This is a genomic window from Solicola agrisoli, assembly GCF_049059935.1.
Lineage (GTDB): Bacteria > Actinomycetota > Actinomycetes > Propionibacteriales > Nocardioidaceae > JAURVT01.
On record NZ_JBMGQR010000133.1, the window covers coordinates 1 to 4,605 of the forward strand.

Genomic DNA, 4,605 nt, shown 5'->3' on the forward strand with positions numbered 1-4,605 from the left:
GCTCGACGTCGCGCAGCTCGACCTGACGGTGGCCGCCACCGAGGACGCCTCGATGGTGGGGATGGGCTGGATGCAGGAGCACCACGCCTACCTCGACCTGATGGTGCGCCTGGCCGGGCCGCTCGCCGAGTCGTTCGACCTGGTGCACAACCACAGCCTCCACCACCTGCCGGTGGCCATGGCCCGGACGATCCCGATGCCCATGCTCACCACGCTGCACACCCCGCCGACGCCGTGGCTGGAGTCGGCGATCACCGTCGCGCGTGGCACGGGCGGCCGGTTCGTCGCCGTCAGCGCGCACACCGCCCGGTCGTGGCGCGCGGCCGGTGACGTCCCCGTCCTTCTCAACGGCATCGACGTCGACCGCTGGCCCGCCGGGCCGGGTGGGGACGGGCTGGTCTGGTCCGGCCGGATGACGCCCGAGAAGGCCCCGCACCTGGCCGTCCAGGTGGCGCGTGCGGCAGGGATGCGCCTCGACCTCGCGGGTCCGATCAGCGACCCCGGCTACTTCGACGCCTGCGTCCGCCCGCACCTCGGCGACGACGTCCGCCACCTCGGCCACCTCGACCACGTCGAGCTCGCCGCCGTCGTCGGACAGTCGGCGGCCACCCTCGTCACGCCGGCGTGGGCCGAGCCCTACGGGCTGGTCGTCGCGGAGTCCCTGGCCTGCGGCACACCGGTCCTGGCCTTCGACCGCGGCGGCGTCGGCGAGGTGCTGGACGCGTCGTGCGGACGCCTCACCCCGGGCGGCGACGTGGACGCGATGGTCGCGGCGCTGCCCGAGGTGCTCGCGCTCGACCGTGTCGACGCACGTCGCCGGGCCGAGACGTGGTGCTCGATCGACCGGATGACCGACCTGTACGAGCACACCTACGCGGACATGCTCGAGCTGGCTGCGTGATCGGCGCCGTGCTGACGTGATCGGGTACTACGCGCACCACGTCGGGTCCGGACACCTCGTCCGGGCCGGGCTCGTCGCCGGGCGGCTCGAGCGTCCCGTCGCGCTGCTCTCCAGCCGCGTGCCGACCGACCTGACCGTCTTCGACCACGTGGCGGTGCTCCCCCGCGACGACGAGGACGCCCGACCCGTCGACGTCACGGCCAACGGCGCCCTGCACTTCGCGCCGTCCGGCCACGGCGGGTACGGCCGCCGGATGGAGCAGCTCGCCGCCTGGGTGTCGCGCCACGAGCCCGAGGCCGTGGTGGTGGACGTGTCGGTGGAGGTGGCAGTGCTCGTCCGCACGCTGGGCGTGCCCGTGGTCCTGCTCCAGCAGCCCGGCGACCGCCTCGACCAGCCGCACGAGCTGTCCCGGCAGCTGGCCACGGCCCTCGTCGCGCCCTGGCCGCGGGAGGTCTACGACCCCTCCTGGCTGGCCCCGCACCTGGACCGCACGACGTTCGTCGACGCGATCTCGCGCTACGCCGGCCGTCCGGTGCCCGTGGCGGGCCACGGACACCGGGTGCTCGTCGTCGGAGGTGGCGACGCGGTGGGCGGCACCGACGTCGCCGCCGCGGCCGCCGCGACACCGGGCTGGACGTGGTCCACCGCCGGCGTCACCGGCGACGACTGGCGCCCCGACCTGTGGGCCGACCTCGCCGAGGCCGACGTCGTGGTGACCCACGCCGGGCAGAACGCGCTGGCGGACGTCGCGACGGCCGGACGTCCCGCGGTCGTCGTCGCGTCGCCGCGTCCCCACGACGAGCAGGTGCGGACGACGCGCGCGCTCGACGCGGCGGGCATCGCCGTCGGCGTCGAGAGCTGGCCCGACGCGTCCGCGTGGCCGGCCCTGCTCGGCAAGGCGCAGGCGCTCGGCGGCGGCCAGTGGCGCCGGTGGGCCTCGCCCGACGCGCTCGACCGGCTGTGCGCGGTCGTCGACGAGGTCGCGTCCCGGTGACCCGGACCACCGTCGTGACGATCGCCCGGGGCCGCCTGGACCACCTGGCGCTGCAGCTGCGCGGGCTGGCGCGTGGCTCGGTCGTGCCCGACGAGCACGTGGTGGTCTCGATGGGCGACCCGGACGTCACCGCGGCGGCACGCACGGCGTCCTGCACCGTGGTGGGGGTGCCGGTGGACGGCGAGCTGCCGCTGTCGCGGGCGCGCAACGTCGGCGTCCGCACGGCCCTGGACGGCGGCGCCGACGTCGTGGTGCTGCTCGACGTCGACTGCGTGCCCGGCCCCGACCTGGTGCGCACCTACCGCGACCACGTGGCCTCCGGCGACCCGGCGCTGTGGTGCGGCACGGTGGCGTACCTGCCTCCCCCGCCGGACGGCGGCTACGACCTCGCGACGCTCGGCGACGGCGTCGCCCCGCACGCGGCGCGTCCCGCCCCGGCGGCGGGCGAGGTGCTGGACGGCGACCACCGGCTGTTCTGGTCGCTGTCGTTCGCCGTCGACGGCCCCACCTGGGACCTCGTCGGCGGCTTCGACGAGGGCTACTCCGGCTACGGCGGCGAGGACACCGACGTCGGCCAGCGCGCGCGGGCGGCCGGCGTCCCCCTGCGGTGGCTCGGCGGCGCCCCCGCCTTCCACCAGCACCACCCCACGTCCACCCCGCCCGTCCAGCACGTGCGCAGCATCGTCGCCAACGCCACCCGCTTCCACGCCCGCTGGGGCTGGTGGCCCATGGAGGGCTGGCTCGAGGCCATGGCCACCCAGGGCCTCGTGCGGCACGTCGACGACACCTGGCTCCTCACCGCCCCCTGAACCCTCCCGCTCCCGCCCTTTCCGCCGAGTGGCGCAAAACCGGGGCGACACGCCGAAGCGCTCCCCGACTTTGCGCCACTCGACCACGCGTTTGCGCCACTCGGCGGGCTCAGACGTCGGCGGGACGCGCCGGACACCCGCACCCGACCGCCGCAGTCCCCCACGCCGTCCTCGTCGCGCACTTCCCCCACCAGCCAGGTGCGACCGGCACCCCGCCGCACCGGCCCACGCCGAGTGGCGCAAAACGTGTCTCGAGTGGCGCAAGTTCGGGCCTCAGACCGCGTGTCGACCCCGATTTTGCGCCACTCGGCGGAAAAGGCGGGGCGGGAGGCGGCTACCAGCCGGCGAACCAGCCCTCGACGGTGACGGACGGGGGGAGGGAGGTGACGGAGTCGGAGGCGCGGACCTCGTCGCCGAACAGGTCGTCGACGCCCCAGCGGCGGTGACGACGGGCGGCGCGGAGGCGGGTGAGGGTGAGCAGGTCGTTGCCGGCCAGGGACGTCCACGACCGGCTGCCCACCGAGGTGTGGGTGGTCTCGATCTCGCGTCCGAGCCGCTCGGGGTCGAGCAGCAGGCCCGCGTGCGCGTCGAGCACGAGCCGGACGTGCGTCAGGGCGTGCCGCGTGACGAGGTCGTCGGGCAGGTCGAGGGCGTCGACGGCGAGCGGGTCGTCGACGGGGACGACGCGCGCGTCCTCGGCCACCAGGTCGTGCACGCGGGGCTCGACGAGCGCCACCGCGTCGGGCACGGCGGCCAGCAACCCGTCGAGGGTGACGACGGCCGCCGTCGCGTCGAGCCCTGCGGCGAGCCGCACTAGGACGTCCGGGCGCCGGTAGCGCAGGCCCCGTCCGCGCGCCCCCGGGTCGGGCAGGGCGGACGCCACCCGCAGCGTCTCGTCGAGCTTGCGGTCGCGACGCTCGGCGGGGTCGGTGCGCTCGGCCCAGTCGGCCCCGTCGTGCCACACGACGGCGGTGGGCTCGTGGGCCAGCACCGCGCCGTGCAGCCACGCCCGGTAGGCCCACTCCAGGTCCTCGCCGCCGTACGACGTGAACGACTCGTCGAACCCGCCGGCGGCCTCGAGCAGCGTGCGGCTCGTCGTGAGCGTGGCGCCGATGACGAACCGGTACGAGCGGTCGTCGGCGTGGAGCAGGTCGGCGGACTCGCGGTACGCCTCGCGCAGCCAGGCCGGCTCGTCGAGCTCGCGGACGGGGCCCGCCGCCTCGACCGGCGCGTCCACCGCGACGTCGTCCAGCGTCGCGTGCCGACGGCGTCCGACCACCACCGCGTCCGGCGCGAGGGCGGGCAGCCGGGACGCGGCGGCGACGTACTGAGGCTCGGGCGCGCAGTCGGCGTCCAGGAAGCACACGACGTCGCCCGTGGCGGCCGACAGCCCGAGGTTGCGGGCGGCGGCGGCACGGAACCCGAGGTCCTCCTGCGTCATCAGCCGGACGCCCGGCGGCACCCGCGGCGGGGTCGGCGAGCCGTCGTCGGCGACCACGACCTCGAGACGGTCGGCCGGGTGGGTCTGGCGCTCGAGCGCGGCCAGGCAGCGGTCGAGCTCGCGCTGCTGGTCGTGGTGCACCACGACGACCGAGACCCGCGGCGCCTCGTCGGGGAGCACGCCCTCGAGGAGGTCCCACCGGTTGCCGGGCAGCGCGTGGACGGGGATCTCGGTCACCAGGGCACCTCCGTGTCCCACCAGGACGAGTAGGAGCCGGCGACGTCCACCAGGTGGGGTGCGGTGGACGTCGTGCCGGGCAGGCGCGTGGACGCCGGGTCGTCGAGGGCGGCGGCGATCGCGTCGGCGAGCCGGCCGTCGTCGAAGACGGTGGTGGTGCCCGGGCGCAGCGCAGCCATCTCGCAGGTGTAGCGGCTCGCGAGCACGAGCGGGCGGCGGCGCG

General features: G+C 76.0%; 5 protein-coding genes. 3 read left to right on the forward strand and 2 right to left on the reverse strand.

Annotated features, from left to right (window positions below):
• From ACI6PP_RS22885 to ACI6PP_RS22895, 3 genes are all read left to right on the forward strand, one after another.
• Window positions 1-901 (forward strand): glycosyltransferase (locus ACI6PP_RS22885; RefSeq protein ID WP_421114050.1); only part of this gene is annotated, 901 nt, incomplete at its 5' end.
• Between the two features lie 16 nt (window positions 902-917).
• Complete coding sequence (locus ACI6PP_RS22890) at window positions 918-1,895, forward strand: glycosyltransferase (protein WP_421114051.1); 978 nt, start codon at window positions 918-920, stop codon at window positions 1,893-1,895.
• Window positions 1,892-2,704 carry a glycosyltransferase family 2 protein gene (locus tag ACI6PP_RS22895; RefSeq protein WP_421114052.1) on the forward strand — a complete coding sequence of 271 codons (813 nt, stop codon included), beginning with the start codon at window positions 1,892-1,894 and terminating at the stop codon, window positions 2,702-2,704. Before ACI6PP_RS22890 ends, ACI6PP_RS22895 begins: the two co-directional genes overlap by 4 nt.
• 334 nt (window positions 2,705-3,038) lie before the next feature.
• On the opposite strand, the gene ACI6PP_RS22900 is transcribed toward ACI6PP_RS22895, so the two are convergent.
• The gene (locus ACI6PP_RS22900) at window positions 3,039-4,382 is read right to left on the reverse strand and encodes a glycosyltransferase family 2 protein (RefSeq protein WP_421114053.1); all 1,344 of its coding nucleotides are present in this window, start codon (window positions 4,380-4,382) and stop codon (window positions 3,039-3,041) included.
• A partial coding sequence (locus ACI6PP_RS22905) for a hypothetical protein (protein WP_421114055.1) occupies window positions 4,379-4,605 on the reverse strand: 227 nt, incomplete at its 5' end. The genes ACI6PP_RS22900 and ACI6PP_RS22905, both read right to left, overlap by 4 nt.